This is a genomic window from Sinorhizobium fredii USDA 257 (genome assembly GCF_000265205.3).
GTDB lineage: Bacteria > Pseudomonadota > Alphaproteobacteria > Rhizobiales > Rhizobiaceae > Sinorhizobium > Sinorhizobium fredii_B.
The window spans coordinates 2,444,606-2,460,620 of the sequence record NC_018000.1; the positions used below are offsets into that span (position 1 = coordinate 2,444,606).

At 61.1% G+C, this 16,015-nt stretch carries 15 protein-coding genes and 4 pseudogenes; 9 read left to right on the plus strand and 10 right to left on the minus strand.

Going from position 1 to position 16,015, the window contains the following annotated elements:
- Nucleotides 1-141: 141 nt before the first annotated feature.
- The 5 genes and pseudogenes from repC to USDA257_RS11275 all read left to right on the plus strand — a co-directional run.
- Nucleotides 142-400: pseudogene (gene repC, locus USDA257_RS33845) on the plus strand (replication initiation protein RepC); the annotation flags it as partial.
- A gap of 427 nt (nt 401-827) precedes the next feature.
- Nucleotides 828-1,562 carry an NYN domain-containing protein gene (locus USDA257_RS11260; protein WP_014763076.1) on the plus strand — a complete coding sequence of 245 codons (735 nt, stop codon included), beginning with the start codon at nt 828-830 and terminating at the stop codon, nt 1,560-1,562.
- Nucleotides 1,563-1,670: 108 nt separating this feature from the next.
- Nucleotides 1,671-1,985 (plus strand): DUF2934 domain-containing protein, encoded by a 315-nt coding sequence (locus tag USDA257_RS11265; RefSeq protein ID WP_014763077.1) that lies wholly within the window; start codon nt 1,671-1,673, stop codon nt 1,983-1,985.
- Between the two features lie 150 nt (nt 1,986-2,135).
- Nucleotides 2,136-2,342 (plus strand): cold-shock protein, encoded by a 207-nt coding sequence (locus USDA257_RS11270; RefSeq protein ID WP_014763078.1) that lies wholly within the window; start codon nt 2,136-2,138, stop codon nt 2,340-2,342.
- A 341-nt stretch (nt 2,343-2,683) separates the two neighbouring features.
- Entirely contained in the window at nt 2,684-3,025 is a 342-nt protein-coding gene (locus USDA257_RS11275; RefSeq protein WP_041415134.1) for a hypothetical protein, read from the plus strand.
- 7 nt (nt 3,026-3,032) lie between these two features.
- Here the strand turns inward: USDA257_RS11275 and USDA257_RS11280 are convergent.
- The 6 genes and pseudogenes from USDA257_RS11280 to USDA257_RS11300 all read right to left on the minus strand — a co-directional run.
- Nucleotides 3,033-4,072, minus strand: a pseudogene (locus USDA257_RS11280) (tyrosine-type recombinase/integrase); the annotation flags it as partial.
- 44 nt (nt 4,073-4,116) lie between these two features.
- Complete coding sequence (locus USDA257_RS33850) at nt 4,117-4,395, minus strand: type II toxin-antitoxin system RelE/ParE family toxin (protein WP_080605563.1); 279 nt, start codon at nt 4,393-4,395, stop codon at nt 4,117-4,119.
- The gene (locus tag USDA257_RS11285; RefSeq protein WP_014763081.1) at nt 4,392-4,652 is read right to left on the minus strand and encodes a CopG family ribbon-helix-helix protein; all 261 of its coding nucleotides are present in this window, start codon (nt 4,650-4,652) and stop codon (nt 4,392-4,394) included. The genes USDA257_RS33850 and USDA257_RS11285 overlap by 4 nt, the downstream gene beginning before the upstream one ends.
- Nucleotides 4,653-5,250: 598 nt before the next feature.
- Entirely contained in the window at nt 5,251-5,790 is a 540-nt protein-coding gene (locus tag USDA257_RS11290; protein ID WP_014763082.1) for a TetR/AcrR family transcriptional regulator, read from the minus strand.
- Between the two features lie 146 nt (nt 5,791-5,936).
- A pseudogene (locus USDA257_RS11295) lies at nt 5,937-9,024 on the minus strand (efflux RND transporter permease subunit).
- A gap of 2 nt (nt 9,025-9,026) precedes the next feature.
- Complete coding sequence (locus tag USDA257_RS11300) at nt 9,027-10,133, minus strand: efflux RND transporter periplasmic adaptor subunit (protein WP_014763083.1); 1,107 nt, start codon at nt 10,131-10,133, stop codon at nt 9,027-9,029.
- Between the two features lie 99 nt (nt 10,134-10,232).
- Between USDA257_RS11300 and USDA257_RS11305 the strand changes: the two genes are divergently transcribed.
- The 4 genes and pseudogenes from USDA257_RS11305 to USDA257_RS11315 all read left to right on the plus strand — a co-directional run bounded on the left by USDA257_RS11305 (nt 10,233) and on the right by USDA257_RS11315 (nt 12,162).
- Nucleotides 10,233-10,820 (plus strand): TetR/AcrR family transcriptional regulator, encoded by a 588-nt coding sequence (locus tag USDA257_RS11305; protein WP_014763084.1) that lies wholly within the window; start codon nt 10,233-10,235, stop codon nt 10,818-10,820.
- 197 nt (nt 10,821-11,017) lie between these two features.
- Nucleotides 11,018-11,161 (plus strand): annotated as a pseudogene (locus USDA257_RS33855) (beta-ketoacyl synthase N-terminal-like domain-containing protein); the annotation flags it as partial.
- Between the two features lie 112 nt (nt 11,162-11,273).
- Complete coding sequence (locus tag USDA257_RS11310; protein WP_014763085.1) at nt 11,274-11,855, plus strand: TetR/AcrR family transcriptional regulator; 582 nt, start codon at nt 11,274-11,276, stop codon at nt 11,853-11,855.
- Nucleotides 11,856-11,868: 13 nt separating this feature from the next.
- Nucleotides 11,869-12,162, plus strand: coding sequence for a YciI family protein (locus USDA257_RS11315; RefSeq protein ID WP_014763086.1), 294 nt, complete (start codon nt 11,869-11,871; stop codon nt 12,160-12,162).
- A gap of 360 nt (nt 12,163-12,522) precedes the next feature.
- Here the strand turns inward: USDA257_RS11315 and USDA257_RS11320 are convergent, their stop codons facing one another.
- The 4 genes from USDA257_RS11320 to USDA257_RS11335 all read right to left on the minus strand — a co-directional run bounded on the left by USDA257_RS11320 (nt 12,523) and on the right by USDA257_RS11335 (nt 15,935).
- On the minus strand, nt 12,523-13,005 hold the full coding sequence (locus tag USDA257_RS11320) for a DUF302 domain-containing protein (RefSeq protein WP_014763087.1): 483 nt from the start codon (nt 13,003-13,005) through the stop codon (nt 12,523-12,525).
- Between the two features lie 35 nt (nt 13,006-13,040).
- The gene (locus tag USDA257_RS11325) at nt 13,041-14,300 is read right to left on the minus strand and encodes an MFS transporter (protein ID WP_014763088.1); all 1,260 of its coding nucleotides are present in this window, start codon (nt 14,298-14,300) and stop codon (nt 13,041-13,043) included.
- An 82-nt stretch (nt 14,301-14,382) separates the two neighbouring features.
- Nucleotides 14,383-14,877 carry a cupin domain-containing protein gene (locus tag USDA257_RS11330; protein WP_014763089.1) on the minus strand — a complete coding sequence of 165 codons (495 nt, stop codon included), beginning with the start codon at nt 14,875-14,877 and terminating at the stop codon, nt 14,383-14,385.
- A 113-nt stretch (nt 14,878-14,990) separates the two neighbouring features.
- Complete coding sequence (locus USDA257_RS11335; RefSeq protein WP_014763090.1) at nt 14,991-15,935, minus strand: LysR family transcriptional regulator; 945 nt, start codon at nt 15,933-15,935, stop codon at nt 14,991-14,993.
- Nucleotides 15,936-16,015: the final 80 nt, after the last annotated feature.

Sequence of the window (16,015 nt, forward strand, 5' to 3'; positions counted from 1 at the left end):
TCGTGTCTTTCTGCGTCCCCCGGCAGGGCCGGCCCCGCCTTCGTAACATAGACGCGCCGCGCATGAAATTGCTGCGGTGCGGGAAAAGCGCATTGGCCCGAATTGGCGCGCAGCAGCCCGTCTTGACAAAGAGATGTCCTGCTTATGTCGGCCGCGGTGGTGGTCCGGTCAATGCTGGGCGTCAGCCCGTCGGCCTATCAGGAGGCCTGCGAGGTGATGAGGCCGGAAAAATGCGGCGGCGGCGATTGCTTGTATCCTCGAGCGCGGCGGGCATATCAATTCACCGGGCGGATATCTCCGGGAGCTCACACGCAAGGCGACGCGCGGCGAATTCTCGCTTGGGCCGGTTCTCATGGCGCTTCTGAGAGCAGATAGGCAAAGTGACAAACAGGTGGGGTGAATGGGAACCGGAATATCAAAACCCTGACAGCTGTCAGGCCTGACAGCTGTCAGGGTTTTTCGGCCTCCAGCATAAGGGCCTCTCGAGCGCGGCACAGCGCGGCACATGGATTCGAATTCCCCATCCTTTTGACCTGCAAATTTGCGATTACCGGCCGGACGGGGGACGGGGAACGGCAACTTCCGACCCGATGACAGCCGCTGTCGTGGTGCGGCCGATGCCGGGCGTCAGCCCATCCCTTACGATGTTACGGGCTTGGGGAGCACCACATTTGCCGTCGGCTGCATTATTGGAAAGGCAGGCCATATCAACTCGGCCGGCAGCTAGCCCTGATGCGGGCAAAGTAAGAGTGCGGACATGAAAGCTGGATAGGCCGATTGCGGAGCGGCTGCTAAGCTAAGTCCGAATTGGAGGAAAGGAACGTCGCATGCCGTCTGAGTCACGATCACCACGCCTCGCTGTTCTCATCGATGCCGACAACACCTCGGCAAAGATTGTCGACGGGTTGTTCGAAGAGGTTGCAAAGATCGGCGAAGCCAGCGTCCGTCGGATCTATGGCGACTTCTCGGGCACGCGTTCCAAAGCCTGGGCGGAGGTGCTCGCGAAACATGCCATCATCCCGCAACAGCAGTTCGCCTACACGACAGGGAAGAATGCTTCCGATATCACGCTTGTGATAGACGCCATGGATCTTTTGCACAGCGGCCGCTTTGATGGCTTCTGCCTCGTCTCTTCCGATAGTGATTTCACGCGCCTTGCCGCACGTATCCGCGAGCAGGGCATCGACGTCTTTGGCTTTGGCGAACAGAAAACTCCGGAGAGTTTCCGCCAGGCCTGCCGTCGGTTCTTCTACACCGAGAATCTTCTTCCGGGCGCATTGAAAGACGATCAGAGCGCCGCGTCGGCCGGAAAGTCCTTGCAACCGGCGAGCGCCGCTGTGCCGTTGATCAAAAAGGTTCTTGCCCAAGAGGAAACCGACGACGGCTGGGTCAATCTTGGCGCGGTGGGCAAGCAATTGCTCAATTTGGCGCCGGACTTTGATTCGCGCACCTTCGGGTTCCGAAAGCTCAGCGATCTCATTCGCAAGACAAACCAGTTTGAAGTCCAACAAACCGAAGGACGTCCGGTCAGTATTCGCCTGAAGCAACGCGCAAAAAACTAGTGGCGATTGCGAGGATGGGCCATCCGCCTTAAATTCATCATCAGCACGAAATCAGGCTTCACAGCCGCCCGCCGCCGTTTCCCACCTCAGTCGACAAGGAGCGTTGTCATGAAGACGGACAAGGAAGAACTGATCAGGAAGCGGGCCTATGAGCTGTGGGAGAGAGCAGGGCGACCGGAGGATGATGGTCTCAAGTATTGGTTTCAGGCTGCGAACGAACTTGAGTCAGGAAAAATCAATGGGGCAGAGGTGCTGGAAAATGCTGCGGTTCTTGGCGAACCCCACGAACCTGCAATTGCTACCAAAGCGAAAAAGACGCCAAAATCCGCGGTGAAGAAGCAGCCAGACAGCGCGAAGCCGCTGAAAACGAGCACCGTTTCCAAAACCAGAGATAGGAAAGGCAAACGGACTGAGGGCCGTTAGACGGTAAGATGACTAGCCGCCACCCGTCCCAACTTCCGTTCCGCCAATAATTCGGCTTTCCGTCGAATCCAGAACGGTCTATCTGTGCTGCCGCATATGACGAGCCTGACCGGCAAAGGGTTCGGCAGGCCAGGATCAAGGGAAGACGCTATGGCAACGGGTACAGTAAAATGGTTCAACGCAACAAAAGGCTTTGGTTTCATCCAGCCCGACGACGGCGGCGCCGATGTCTTCGTACACATTTCCGCAGTGGAGCGGGCGGGCCTGCGGGAGTTGAAGGATGGTCAGAAGATCACCTACGAGCTGGTGGCGGATCGTAAGTCCGGCAAGATGTCGGCGGACAATTTGCAGGCCTAACCGATTCCTCAGACGCGAGCCTTGGAAAGGCCGGGGTCAACTCGGCCTTTTCCGTGTGGAGCATTCAGCGACTGGTAACAATGCTGCACTCGGCCGCGGCGTGAACGCTCTTGAATATGTTGCCCCGCGATACCACGTTCGAAGTATCGAGGCGATTCATCTCCTCCCGAATCGCTTCGATCCGACGGACAGCAGTTTTCTCCCAGGCTGTCGGTCACTTATCGGAGCCCGGCGCACCTCCTCCCGCGCCGGGCTTTTGTCGTTTTCACAGGAACTCTATCCGGATTCTGCCATTCTTATTGCTCAATGCCCGCAAAGAGGAATTCCAAGGAGGAGGGATCGTGGAAATCAGCGCCAGTGACCGCGAGCTGATAGCGGTGATGAAACAGTATTTTGCAGCGAAAACCGAGTTGGAGAGCTTGAAAGAACAATTGGAGGCGGCACGGCAGGCAGCCGGCGCGGCGATCGGCGTGTTCTACGATCCCCGCCAGAACGCAGAGCACGCCGCCGACCTGCAACGCTCGTATCGCTTGAAGGGAGAGATGGTGTCGCTGATGCAGCGTGCTGAAGCGTGGGGTAGGGCAGCATCGGCCGCTGACCGGAACGATACTTCGGAGCCGGAAGCGGAGCCTGAAGAATGGCAGTCGTTTGAGAGGCGAGCCGATACATTGTTCGGCGCGTAGTCTCGCCTAGACGATCAGCCGGGCCGCTCGTCCGTTCCGCGTTGTTGTAGTAGCTCGCCGCCTGCGTCACCGACTTGTGCCGCGACTGCTGCATCGCCTCCGGCAGTGGAATGTCACGATGGGCAGGTTCCGTCACATAGTCCGACCTCAACCCATGCGCCGAAAACAGCTTCGGATCGAGCCCGGCCTGTTTGGCGCGAGCCTTGAGGACGAGGTTGACCGATTGCGGCGTCAGCGCCCGCCGGTCGACATTGCCCCATTGATCGATGCGCCGGAACACCGGCCCACCCTTGATCGCTGCTTCCGCCAGCCACTGCTTCAAGGCGGTCACTGGCCGGCCGATCAGCAGCACATGCTCGCTGGTCGTCGCAAATGGTCGTCTTCGTGTGGCCGAGGTGAATACTGAGTCAAGGGAGAGAAGGGGAGTTCTTGTCGGCCGGATCGGCGCGCACCGGTTCCTCGTCAACAAGATCTTCGACCCGCAGTCCCGACACTTCCGACCGGCGGCCGCCGCCGGAGGCAAACGCGGTTATAAGCAGGGCCCGATCACGCACGCCCACCAGCCGATCGCTGGCGCATGTTTCGAGGAACTAAAGCGCCGGTCAGGCCACGCCAACGCGTCAGGATCGACCAGATGGTCAGCCGCCGGCGCACCGTGCCCGGTGCGTGCGGGCCGCAGGCCCTGAGCAGGCGTTCGGCGCGCAATTCGGCCCCGACCTCCGCCGGCATTGCCGTGGGCCGGATCGTCGGCACGCTTGACCGGATCCCGAGATGGTGGGCAACGAATTTCAGGAGCAGCGATTCCGGCGCCGGCCAGGGGAGGGGGGCGCCCGTCGCCAGTTGGCGCCAGGCCTCGAGATAGCCCAAATCCGAGGCAAGCGCCCGCAACGTGTTCGCCCATACCCTCGTCGGCGAGATACTTGAGCGTGGCGACGTCGTCGTCAGTAGGTAGTTCGGCGAGCTGGTCGCGACGGTCGAACGGCAGGATGGCGTCGAGCGCGTCGAGTCCTCGGCGCGGCGCAGGATCGCATCCTCGCCGATTGTCACAGGATTCCCTTTGCCACATGAACGCCTTTCCGACTGGCGCTTTCCTAACGGCCTTCACGCGTATGCCAAAGCCGCAGCACGGAGATCGTCGTCCGCCGAATCTCATACCGTATTTCGTAATGGCCAACGAGAATTCGCCGAACCTCTCGAGGGTCGAATTCCTCCAGCCGTTCGCCGATGCGCGGTTGTTCGAGCAGGCGTGCTGGAGCGCTCGTCAACGATTGCACAGTACGAGCCGCAGCTTGCCGATTTACCGGTGCCAGGAAATCATAGAGGCGCCCTAGATCGGCGACTGCCTTACTCGTCCACTCAAGCTTCGTCACAGCGGCAAGGGTAGCGGCTTGTCATCATCTAGACTGTCGGCCCAGGCCTGGACGGCCTGGTGATCGATAACGCGGCCAGCGTCGACGTCGGCAAGCGCTTCCAGAGTCAAGCGTCGGCGCTCCTCTTCCTGATCGACCCAGGCGGTCAGCGCCTGCTTGACGATCCACCCGCGCGAGCGCTCAAGCCGTGCCGCGATCTGATCGACTTTCTCGGCGAGGGGCAGTGGTACGTGCGCCGTCAGCACCTTCGTTTCCATATTTGGCTCCTGCCGATTCAATATCAATCACAGTGATTAATATTGATTACTAGTGAGGCGAAATCAAGGGTTGGAGGCGCGGTCGGGACGTCGTTTGGGACAGGCTCCATCTTGAGGATCCGCCTCAGAGTAGCAGCAAAGGCGCCGCAAACGGTAAGAAAACAGGCTCAAATCCATCACTGTCGATCCTGGGGCCCTATCGATAGTGATGCGACGCGAAAATCGCCGTCTGGGTGACGGAAAATTGGGCCGAGTTCATTCCGTTTGTGAGATTATAAGCGTTAATTCAGTTGGTTAATGGATCATGAATTTGTGCTACGGGGCATTGTGAGAATTGGCGCAGGCGGCGAACACGCTGGCCACTCTGGTGAGTGGATCGTCATTGGTAGGTCCCAGGAGGGCGCGCAGCTCGGCGAATTACGCGCCGGTGCTCCAGCCTCGATGTTCTGCCGCCCTTCCTGCAGGCGATCCTTGCCCTTAGACTTAGACTAAGACTAGGTCCGCATCCGGCTGGTCAGCGGGCATCGTCCGACCTACCGAGCGCTTTTAGGATGAACCGGATCTGCTCACGCAGGCCCGCTTCGGTGTCTTCGCCGTGTCAAAGGCAGTGCTCGATCAGAATAGGATGGAAGAACGGCATGAACGCGGTCTTGACTGCGCGCGCCGCTTCGGCGGGATCTTCCACCTCGCACTCGCCCGTTTCAATGCCCTCGCGGATGATTGCCTCGAGGATCGTCACCATCTGCTCAGTATGCGCCTTGATGACCAGCCGGTTCTCCCGCATGGCCGTTACAATCAGGTCATGCATGCGCCTGTCGTTGAGCAGTTTCGTCTTGTTGTGGTGGTGAACGGCGGTCAGGAGCTCCTCGAGCTTCTCCAAGGGCGGCGCGCTCCTGCGTGCGATCTTAAAGGCGACCTCAACGGTACCGTTCAAGACCCGCCTGCAGATGGACTCCTTGATTGCCTCCCTCGAGGGAAAGAAACGGTAGACGTTCGCGCGGCTCATGCCGAGTTCGGAGGCAATATCGGCCACGGACGTCTTAGCGTAGCCGATACGGCGAAAGTGCTCCTCCGCCACTTCCAGGATGCGCGCGCGTACCTCGTCGGAATCAATTCCCGTTCGGAACAGAAGATCCATGGTTTTCTCCAGAACCGGTGAATCGGATCTACCGGGCTCACTGTGAACGATCATCTGTAGCGGCAAGATCGTGCAACCGGCTTTGCGTGTGTCCAGGCAGGGCCAGCGCGCGAGACCTTGCACTGTGTCCGCCCGACGACCCATCCCTACTCGGCCGCCATTGCTGGGCGCACTTCCAGTTCCTCGGTCGGATCCTCATGGATCTCATCTGCAGTCGGCTTGATCCTGAACCACGCGGCGTAGAGCGCCGGAAGGAAGAGCAGGATCATCACCGTGCCGACCCCCGTGCCGCCGATCAGCGTATACGCCATCGATCCCCAGAAGACGGAATGTGTGAGGGGAATGAAGGCCAACACGGCGGCAAGTGCGGTCAGGATCACGGGCCTCGTGCGTTGCACCGCGGCCTCGATGACGGCGTGATAATCATCAAGACCGGCAGCACGGTTCTCCTTGATCTGTTCGGTCAGGATCAGCGTATTGCGCATCAGGATGCCCGCCAGTCCTATCAGGCCCAGGATGGCGTTGAACCCGAAGGGCTGATTGAAGGTGAGCAACATCGGCACGACGCCGACAAGGCCAAGCGGTGCCGTCAGCATGACCATGGCCATCGTCGAGAAGGATCGCACCTGCAGCATGATGACGATCAGCATGGCGGCAATCATGGCCGGGAAAACCTTGCCCAGCGCGGTATTCGCCTTGCCAGCCTCCTCGATCGATCCACCCAGCTCGATGCGATAGCCGGCCGGGAGCGATGCGATCAGCGGCTGAAGGGCGGTCATGATCTGCTTGGAGACCTCCGGAGGCTGGGTCGCCTCATTGATGTCCGAGCGGATCGTGATGACGGGCGTGCGATCGCGGCGCTTCAGGATCGGCTCTTCCAGACGGATTTCCGAGTGGCCGATCTGGTCCAGCGGAATCGGGCGGCCGTCGCGGCTCATCAGCGAGAAATCCGCCAACGCGTCGGATCCAGCCGCTCGCCGCCGGCGCTGCGTGCGACGATCGGAACGTTGCGAATGTCCTCGCGCACCTGCGTAACGGGGATACCGCTGAGGACGAACTGCAGTTGCTGGGCCGCCTCGGCCGGCGAGAGGCCGATGAGGTTCAGTCGCTCCTGATCCGGGATGAAGCGGAGAACAGGCGTGCGATTGCCCCAATCGCGGTTGGCCTGCCGCATGTCGAGGGCCTTCTCGGAAATGCTGTATAGCTGGGCGGGATCAGGTCCCATCACCCGAAACTCGACCGGGAACGGGGTGTACGGCCCGAACACAAGCTGGGTGACGCGTACATAGGCCGCAGGTGCAAGGCCCTGTGACACGGCTTCGCGCAGCCGATGCTTCAAAGCCTCGCGCGCCTCCGCGTCGGGCGTCAGCACGACGATCTTGGCGAAGGCGGGGTCAGGCAGCTCCGGTGCCATCGCAAAGAAGAAGCGGGGAGCGCCCTGACCGACATAGCTCGTGACAATCTTGGCCTCAGGCTGCTCGTCCAGCCAGTTTTCGAGCTTCTCGACGGTCGCCGTCGTCGTCTCGATGCTGGTGCCTTGCGGCAGGCGAACCTCCACCAGCACCTCCGGGCGGTCGGACGTCGGGAAGAACTGCTGTTTGACGGCGCCCATGCCGACTACAGAAAGCGCGAAGGCAATGCCGACAATGGCGCAGGTCAGAAACTTGTGGCGCACCGCAAAGGTGATGAGCCGTCGCAGACGCCGATAGTTCGGTGTGTTGTAAATCGCCTCGTGCCCGCCTTCGATCGGTTTGATCGCGGGCAGCATCTTGACGCCGAGGTAGGGCGTGAAGACCACCGCGACGATCCAGGAGACGATGAGCGCGAAGCCCACCACCCAGAAGATGTTGCCGGCGTACTCGCCGGCGGTCGAGCGCGCGAAGCCCACCGGCAGGAAGCCGGCGATCGTCACGAGTGTCCCCGACAGCATTGGCGCGGCAGTGTGGCTCCACGCATAGGCAGCCGCCTTGATGCGGTCCATGCCCTCTTCCATCTTCACCACCATCACCTCTATGGCGATGATGGCGTCGTCCACGAGAAGGCCGAGCGCCAGGATGAGGGCGCCGAGCGTAATGCGGTCGAAGAACCGGCCGGTTTCCAGCATGATGAGGAAGGCGACCGCAAGCGTCAGCGGGACGGCAGCCGCCACGACGATGCCGACGCGCCAGCCCAGGCTGAGCAGGCTCACCACCAGCACCACGCCGAGCGCCATGGCGAACTTCATCATGAATTCGTCGACCGCCGAGGTTATGTTGACGGCCTGGTCGGTCACCTTGTCGAGCGTCATGCCGAGCGGCAGTGCCTGTGCGATCGCCGCAGTCCTATCCTCCAGCGCCTTGCCGAGCGCGAGACCGTCCCAGCCCTCCTGCATGACAGCCGCCAGCATGATGGTCGGCTCGCCCTGGCGCCGCATCAGGTAGGTGGCAGGATCCTCGTAGCCGCGGCGGACCTCGGCAATGTCGGAGAGCTTCAGCGTCCGCCCCGCAGCGGCGATCGGTGTGTCGGCAATCGCCTGGACACTGTCATAAGCGCCGTTGACCCTGATGAAGACCTGCGGTCCCTTTGTGTCGATCGAGCCTGCCGGTGTGACAGTGTTCTGCCGCTGCAAGGCGGCAACAATATCCTGTGCTGATACGCCGAGGGTCGCCAGTTTGGCATAGGAAAACTCGACGAAGATCTGTTCGGGACGTTCACCGAGGATGTTGATCTTCTTGACGCCGGGCACGTGAAGGAGATCCTGTCGGATCACCTCGGCCTGCCTGGCCAGCTCACGCATCGGCATGCCCTTGGCCTTTAGCGCATAAAGGGCGAAGCTCACGTCCGAATATTCGTCGTTGACGAAGGGGCCGAAGACGCCGGACGGCAGCTTGCGGGCTTCATCCCCGAGCTTCTTGCGGGCCTGGTAGAACTCCTCCTGCACGACGGACGGCGGTGTGCTGTCCTTCAGCGTGACCGTCATATACGCATAGCCTGGCCGTGTGGTCGTCTCCACCGGTCGTACCAGGTCAGCTCCTGAAGCCGCTTCTCCAGCGGTTCGGCGACGAGGTCCTGCATCTCGCGTGCCGTCGCGCCCGGCCATGCCGTCGTGACCGTCATGGTCTTGATGGTGAAGTTGGGGTCCTCTGCCCGTCCAAGCATGAGAAAGGCGTAGGCGCCGGCGGCCACCAGCAGGAGGATGAAGAACAAGGTAACGGCCCGTTCGCGAACGGCGATCGCGGAAAGATTGAGGCTCATCATCAGTTACTCCACTCAGGGGCAATCCTGACGCGAGCGCCTTCCTGCAGGAGATGCGCGCCAAGCGAAACAATCGGATCGCCAGAGTTCAATCCAGAGAGCATGGCGGCCTCGCTGGTCACGCGAACAAGTTTGACGGGCCGAAAGTGTACGGTCGAGGTGGCGCTATCCACCACCCAAACGCCAGTCCTCTCGCCATCGTCGAGCACGGCTCCCAGCGGCACCTGGACCTCCGGCTGGCTCGCCTGGTTTGCAATCCGAATGGTAACCGTGGCGCCGAGCGGTGCTGCCGCGGACCCGCCGTCGAGCACATAGCGGGCCTCGTAGGTACGCGTCCTGGGATCGGCGGAGTCCGATAACTGCCGCAGATGTGCCGTGTAGCGACGCTCGTCGCCCCCATACAGGCTGGCCCCGGCCACCGAGCCGATCGCCGGCCGGAGCGTCTCGGGAAGTGCGATAACGGCCTCGCGGGGACCGGCGTGGGCAAGTCTAACCACCGTCTGACCGGCGGAGACAACCTGCCCCGGCTCCCCGAGCGTCTCGACCACCGTTCCATCCGCATCCGCGGCCAGGACAGAATAGGTCGCTTCGTTCTCCGCGACCTTCGCTTCCGCTTCCGCGGCGGCGAGCTGTGCCGTCGCGGTGTCGAGCGCCGCCTTCGCCTGCTCGTAACGCTGTGGCGTTGCCGCCAGTCCGTTCTTCACGAGAACAGCGTAGCGCCTCTCGTCCGCACGCGCCTGAACCAGGACAGCGCGTGCTGCAGCGACAGCGTTGCGCTTGGCGGTGAGCGCAAGTTGTAGATCGGTCTCATCGATCCGCAGGAGCGCCTGGCCCGCCTTCACCTGTTCACCGATATCCACGAGGCGCTGAACGATCTTGCCCGGCACCCGGAAACCAAGATTGGTCTCAACCCGCGCGGCGATCGTACCTGTAAAGGCTCGCTCGGGGCTTTCCGGCTTCGTCGCCTCCACCACCGTTACAAGTGGCGAAGCGAGGCGCGGATCCGCGGCCTCCGCGTCGCCTGCTGGCGGTTCGAAAACGAACGCATACGCCGCGCCACCGGCTGCAGCCACAAGGCCGATCGATGTGAGAAGAAATTTGCGCTTCATGTCAGATGACCCTTGTTGACGGGCGTCGCCTCTATTAGATTGCGATCTAAATCTAACCATTAGTATAGATGTCAAGTGAAATCTAATCAGAGGTCGATCATGAGAGTTAGTCGAGCACAGGCGGAGGCAAATCGCGAAGCGGTCATCAATGCGGCGAGCCGGCTTTTTCGAGAGCACGGCTTTGATGGCATTGGGCTCAAGAATCTGATGAAGGGGGCCGGCCTGACACAAGGCGGATTCTACAAGCAGTTCGAATCCAAGGACGATCTTGCGGCACAGGCATCGAGGCGAGCGATGGAGCACGCTACCCGAAGATGGTCGGCTGTTGCTGCTGCAAGCCCTGAGCCCCTCGAGGCCGTTATTGAGCTCTACCTATCGATGGGGCATCGCGAAGAGAAGAGCGACGGTTGCCCGTTGGTGGCGCTTGGTGCTGATGCGGCGCGTCAAGCCGAGGAAGTGAGAGCCCCGTTCCAGGACGGCATCCAAGCGCATCTTCAAATTATCGAAGAACTGATGCCGGAGGCGGAAAGCCCAAAGACCTATGGCAAGGCCATGGCGATGCTGTCGCTGATGGTGGGTGCCGTGACGATCTCTCGTATCCTGAATGATGAGGCGATGTCGCAGCGCTTTCTCGAGGCAGCCGCCGACGAAGTTCGGCGAATCGCCGCCTCCGCAAGAAACGCGTGAGATGTCCACTTCCCGCCAATGGCGTCATTGCTCACGCGTTCGCACGCTGCCTTCCCGGATCCTTGCCCGCCCGGCCGTGGGACTGGGTCTCGAGATCACTCGGCCGAGACTATTGCCAAATAAATAAGCGGCAATCGCCGATCGAGCGTCTGCACGGCGTGCAGATGGATGGCACAAAATGACAGTTTGGAGATCACATGCGTCGTATCGTTATCACAGGCATGGGAGCAGTCAGCCCCCTCGGATCCACCGTGACGACTTCCTGGTCTAGGCTCTTATCTGGGCGTTCGGGCATCCGACGGCTTCCTGACGATGTCGTGGGGGACCTGCCGGGGCGAATTTTGGACGCCGATTGACACCTTCGGCGAAGAAGCCGCTCTCGCTTTACGTTCTCTTGACAGAACTAGGACAGTCGTCCTAGTTCTCATGTGTCAAACAGGGCGCCGAAGGTAAATGCCAGCACAGTCAACTCGCGACGTGGTTGTCGAAGAGGCGGACGCCCTCTTTTACGAGAGCGGATTCGAGGCCACCTCCTTTGCTGACATCGCCGCAGCCGTGGGTATCTCACGCGGGAATTTCTATCACCACTTTAAGACCAAGGACGACATACTGGACGCCGTGATTGCCCGCCGAATGGAGCGGACACGGGCAATGCTCGACGGCTGGCAGGCCGAGGGCGAAGGTCCGCGCGTGCGCATACTGTCCTTCATTCATATGCTGATCGCCAACCGAAAACGGATCATGGATTTCGGCTGCCCAGCCGGAACACTTTGTACTGAACTCGCCAAGCTCGACCATGCCGCGCAGGGCCGCGCGACCGAAATCTTCGGCCTATTCCGCGACTGGCTCGCCGGACAGATCCGTGAACTTGGCGCCGTTGATCGGGCAGAGACGCTGGCGCTGCATCTTCTGGCCTGGTCGCAAGGGGTGGCGGTGATGGCGACCGCCTTCAAGGACGAGGCATTCATCCGCAACGAGGTGGCAGGGATCGAACGCTGGCTAGCGTCCCTGCCGGACCTTTCGCAATCCACTTGACCAAGGAGCACCGATGTTCGTCACTTTCCTGAGATTCGCAAAGAACCGTACCGCGGCGCCGGAATTCATGGCGGCACACAACGACTGGATCGCGCAGGGCTTTGCCGATGGCGTGTTTCTCTGCGCGGGCTCCCTTCAGCCCACCGCGGGCGGCGCAATCCTCGCTCATGGCGAAAGCCGTGATCTTTACGATGCGCGTATCGCCGCCGACCCCTTCGTCGTGCAAGGGGTCGTAACCGCCGAGACTTACGAAATCGATCCGAAGCGCGCCGTTCCCGCCCTCGACTTCTTGAAGGCGGCAGCCTAATGCGACAAGTGTTCCCCGGCCCCCACCGTCGCCCTCAGTCGCGAAAATTTTCCGCGCTCGCTTTCGAATTGAGTACCAATTTGGCGACTGCGAGGCGATACCGCTATTTCCGCAACAATCGACCTCACCGGACGAATATGGGTGGCCCTCTGGCTTATCGCCGCGTGCACATAGATCGATGAGTGAAATACGGAACAACGCTGCCGATTAAATGCGTCAGTCCAAGCACGACGCAGACAGCGATCGGCCTCACGTTAGCTTGTTTGTAGTCGGACGGGATCCGATTAGGCATTTCGCGCGGTGTGGCAGGACGCCCACCCTGTTGGGTGGAGAGGGGTGGGCGCCTCGCCTTTTCCGGCTCTACTCCTTCACACTGCCAGTGACTGCCTGGATCACCTCGGATGCCATGGCGAACTCGCGATTCCTGCTTCGTATTTGATGGCGTTTTGCGATCCAGTCGAAGTCTGTGTACGCCGCGTAGACGGATCCGTCCTTCGCCTGATAGACGAGGACCCGGACTGGCCAGTCGAGGCCGGCGAGGGGATTCGCGGTGATGAAGGTCGTGCCGAGCGCCGGATTGCCAAACATCACCAAGCGCGAAGGCCGCACCTTGTTCCCGGCGGCGTTGCCGAGCTCAGCTTGATCGATGACGCCGAAGAGGGTGATGCCCTTTTCCGCGACGCTGCGCTTGATGCGGTTGACCGTCTCGCTGATCGAATAGCGGCTCTTTACGGTGACGATGCCTTCGCTGTCCCCGGCCTTGGCCGTGGACATTTGGGCTGATACCGTGATCGTGGCTGCAATTAGGGCGGCTGACCGTACTGACTTGCTAACCTTCATCATTTCCTAGCTCCTCTTACTGCCCCAAACGGGCTGTCTCAAGGATGCGGTCGGCCGCTGCGGTTTGATAATGCCGTCTGTTGTCCATTTCGATAACCGGTCCTCATGGTGCGTAGCGGCACGGCGGAAAGCATGGCGAAAACGAGCATCGCGACGAGCACCAGGACTGAGGTGTTCCAGCCGAAAAGATCGTAGATCTTGCCGACCACCAGGCTGCCGAAGAGCCCGCCGGTGTAATAGGAGGCCAGATAGGCGCCGCTTGCTGCCGCCTTCTCCGCGTCAGCGATGCGACTGACTTGGCTGGTCGCCAGCGCTTGCGCGAGAAAGGTGCCGACTGCGACCAGAGCGAGGCCCCCAAGCACCACGATGAGATTGCTGCTGATAAGGGCGACCAACCCGAGGACGGCGAGAAGCAGCGTGAGCACGATGCCGGCTGCGGCGCCGAGACGGCGCGAGATTAGCCCGCCCAGCGGAGTGGTGAAGAGCGAGGGCAGGAAAACGAAGTAGACGAGGCCGAGCTGCATCGGCGATAGCCCGAGCTCGACGAGACGGAAGTTGACATAGGTGTAAGTCCCTATGAAGACGAACAGGATCAGGAATCCGATGGCGAGCACGCTGTGCAGGCGTCGATTACCGAGCACCGAGAGCAAGTTTCCGCTCCTGCTTCGCCTGCGTCGGTCCGGCATCATGCGCTTCGTCCGGCTCAATGTCGTCCAGACGAGGGCCGCGCCCGTCAGGTTGAGAAGCGCGAAGATCTGGAAGTTGATCGACAATCCGCCGAGATCGGCAACTGCCGCCGAGAGAATGCGGCCGAAGAGGTTGCTGGCGACATTGCCGGTGACATATGCCGCGAGAGCTCCGGTTGCCCGCTCGGCCGGGAAGTGTTCGGCGAGATAGGCCATGGTAAGGGTAAATGCGGTGGCCATGCACAGGCCCTGCGCGACCCGCAAGGCAGCGAAGATCGCGATGTCCCGGGTGGTCGAGAGCAAGACGGTCGGAACCGCAAGCAGTGCGAGGCTGATCCAGATTCCGTTTCGCCGGTCCAGGTTGCGCCCGAAGATGCCGACCGCAAGACCTGCAGCCGCCATGCCGAACGTGCTGGCGTTCACCGCGAAGCCCATGGTGGCGCGGCTCACCCCGAACTCTCTCTGCAGGGACGGAAGTATGGCCTGAGCAGCGAAGAGATCGACGAGGGTCAGGAACGCGATGAGTGCAATGACGCCGAAGTGCCAACGGTCGGCTGCCGGGGTCGAGAGAACGGATAGGGGCGTCGGCAGTGAGGCCTGATCTAGGTTCATCACCTTTCTCCGGAAACGGGGACGTTTCCCGCCAGCGGCCGGAAACGTCCGGATTGAAATGATGTGCGATTGTTGGCTTGGCTCACATGGTGTCGGCGTGCTCGGCCATTGGCGGCAGGATATCGGCCGAATAGAGCACGGCGGGCTTTGAGCCGTTGTTCTTCCACCAGTGGGCAAGGCCGCCGAATTCGGCGGTGACTTCGCCAGCCTTGTGCTCGATCGGGACCTTGCAGGTGCTGCGATATTCGGTGATCGAGCCTTCGACGATCAATATGTTGGCGGGCCGTGCCTCATGCGAATGCCACGGCACCACGCCGCCCGGCTGGACGACGAGCTTGCGAAACCTAAGCGCATTTCCCTTCCAGTCACCACCCTTCGACGAGAGATCAATCGAGGCGAGGACGTCGTCGGTTACGCCTTGCGGGGCAGTCGCGCCTGGTTCCATGGCGCCTGCCGTCACCTGATCGGTAGGGCATTCCCCGGCAAAAGCGGGCATCGCCGCGCTGGTGGAGGCGAAGAGGCCGAGCGTTGCAGCGACCGTCAGGGGCAGGTTTCCTGAAATGAGCTTTCGGGGCATGTGGGGTTCTCCTTTGTCGATCACGCCGGAGACATTCCGGCGGACACAAGGAGATTGCGGGATATTTGGCCGGCAAAGAAATGCCGCCTGCTTTTGATTTCCATAGCCCAGAGCTATTGCGGCAGAGGGGGCGCATCGGCATGGGCGTCGGGGGTGCGCCGCATGTCGATGCCGGAATGCGGTGCCGCCCAGCCGTAAGACTTCACCGCGCCGACGAAGGTGGCGACGGCCGGGGAGAACCGCCGACCGGCGACGGTGACAAGACATACCTCCCGCGTGACCTCCGGTTCGGCAACGGGGCGCACCTGTAGTCCAGGAATGACTGCGCTGTATTCGGGAATGAAGCAGATTCCGAGGCCACCGGCCACCATGTTCTGAATCCAGTCCTCACGCTCGCTCGAATAGGAAACCCGGGTCTTCACTCCGAACGAGTCGCAAAGGTCAGACAGATAGTCCCAGTATTCGCAGTTCACCCGCCTGAGGTAGATCTCGCCGTCGATCGCCGTGATCGGTATGGCATCATACTGACAGAGGCGATGACCGGCGGGAAACGCGAGCATGAACCGTTCGCGAAACAGCGGCGTCACGTCGAAACGCTCGGGGAACTGGTCACTGCTCGCCATGATGGCGACGTCGATTTCTCCGGCCTCAAGCAGTTCGGAAAGTTTGGTCGGCACGCCTTCGACAAGTTGGAGCTGAATGCCGCGGTGCCGTATGTTGAAGTCGCTGAGCAGGCCGGTGAAGCGGCGCGGCCCGATCGTGCACATGATGCCGACCTTCACATGAGCATCCTCGAGACAGAGGAAACGCGAGGCCTCCTGCCGGACCCCCGATAACTCGTCCACGATCGACTGAAAGCGAGGCCGCAGCAAGTTTCCAAGGTCGGTCAGATGGGTGAGGTTGCGCTCGCGTCGGAACAAAAGCCCACCGACTTCGTCCTCGAGCTGCTGAACAGCGCGGCTCAACGCTGGCTGAGTCACATGGCAATTCTCGGCCGCCCGCGTGAAGTTGCGCGTTTCGCAGACTGCCAGGAAATAGCGAACATGGTGAATGTCCATACCTGTCCCCCCGGAAGACTTTCTACGGCAATTCCTTCGGATCGGACCCCGAAGCTAAAAGGAACACTTCAAAGCGTTGC

Bases quoted from the DNA above. Each gene is read 5' to 3' on its own strand.
- USDA257_RS11305 (WP_014763084.1), top strand. From the start codon at position 10,233: ATGAGAGTTAGTCGAGCACAGGCGGAGGCAAATCGCGAAGCGGTCATC.
- USDA257_RS11300 (WP_014763083.1), bottom strand. From the start codon at position 10,133: ATGAAGCGCAAATTTCTTCTCACATCGATCGGCCTTGTGGCTGCAGCC.
- USDA257_RS11270 (WP_014763078.1), top strand. From the start codon at position 2,136: ATGGCAACGGGTACAGTAAAATGGTTCAACGCAACAAAAGGCTTTGGT.
- USDA257_RS11315 (WP_014763086.1), top strand. From the start codon at position 11,869: ATGTTCGTCACTTTCCTGAGATTCGCAAAGAACCGTACCGCGGCGCCG.
- USDA257_RS11290 (WP_014763082.1), bottom strand. From the start codon at position 5,790: ATGGATCTTCTGTTCCGAACGGGAATTGATTCCGACGAGGTACGCGCG.
- USDA257_RS11335 (WP_014763090.1), bottom strand. From the start codon at position 15,935: ATGGACATTCACCATGTTCGCTATTTCCTGGCAGTCTGCGAAACGCGC.
- USDA257_RS11310 (WP_014763085.1), top strand. From the start codon at position 11,274: ATGCCAGCACAGTCAACTCGCGACGTGGTTGTCGAAGAGGCGGACGCC.
- USDA257_RS11330 (WP_014763089.1), bottom strand. From the start codon at position 14,877: ATGCCCCGAAAGCTCATTTCAGGAAACCTGCCCCTGACGGTCGCTGCA.
- USDA257_RS11325 (WP_014763088.1), bottom strand. From the start codon at position 14,300: ATGAACCTAGATCAGGCCTCACTGCCGACGCCCCTATCCGTTCTCTCG.
- USDA257_RS11265 (WP_014763077.1), top strand. From the start codon at position 1,671: ATGAAGACGGACAAGGAAGAACTGATCAGGAAGCGGGCCTATGAGCTG.
- USDA257_RS11260 (WP_014763076.1), top strand. From the start codon at position 828: ATGCCGTCTGAGTCACGATCACCACGCCTCGCTGTTCTCATCGATGCC.
- USDA257_RS11320 (WP_014763087.1), bottom strand. From the start codon at position 13,005: ATGATGAAGGTTAGCAAGTCAGTACGGTCAGCCGCCCTAATTGCAGCC.
- USDA257_RS11285 (WP_014763081.1), bottom strand. From the start codon at position 4,652: ATGGAAACGAAGGTGCTGACGGCGCACGTACCACTGCCCCTCGCCGAG.